The organism is Acidimangrovimonas sediminis (assembly GCF_002871005.1).
Classification (GTDB): Bacteria; Pseudomonadota; Alphaproteobacteria; order Rhodobacterales; family Rhodobacteraceae; genus Acidimangrovimonas; species Acidimangrovimonas sediminis.
The window spans coordinates 1-501 of sequence record NZ_PHSN01000088.1; the positions used below are offsets into that span (position 1 = coordinate 1).

Here is a 501-nt window from a genome sequence, read left to right on the forward strand (position 1 = left end):
GTCCCCTGGCCGGGATCGACCCGCGTGTTTATCGGCGGCGATCAACCAGACCTGCGGACACCGAGCTGCGAGAGAGGCTGAAGGCGCTTTCCAGCGAACGGCGTCGCTTCGGCTATCGTCGACTGCACCTGCTTCTCGGTCGCGAAGGCTGGAAGGTGAACTGGAAGAAGCTCTACCGGATCTACCGAGAAGAAGGCTTAACAGTCCGTAAACGGGGCGGTCGCAAGCGGGCCCTGGGGACCAGGGCGCCCATGGCGATCCCGCAGGGGCCGAACCAGCGCTGGTCGCTGGACTTTGTGTCAGACAGCCTGTCCGATGGTCGCCGCTTCCGGGTGCTGTGCGTCATCGACGACTTCAGCCGGGAATGCCTGGCCGCGGTCGTGGACACCTCGCTGTCAGGGCAGCGCGTTGGCCGTGAGCTCGACAGCATCGCTCGGGTGCGCGGCTATCCATGCATGGTGGTCAGCGACAACGGCACGGAGCTGACCTCGAACGCCATCC

1 protein-coding gene is annotated in these 501 nt (G+C 65.3%); it reads left to right on the top strand.

The features are described from left to right. Positions 1-501 (top strand): DDE-type integrase/transposase/recombinase (locus CVV76_RS24455; RefSeq protein ID WP_146010401.1); only part of this gene is annotated, 501 nt, incomplete at both ends.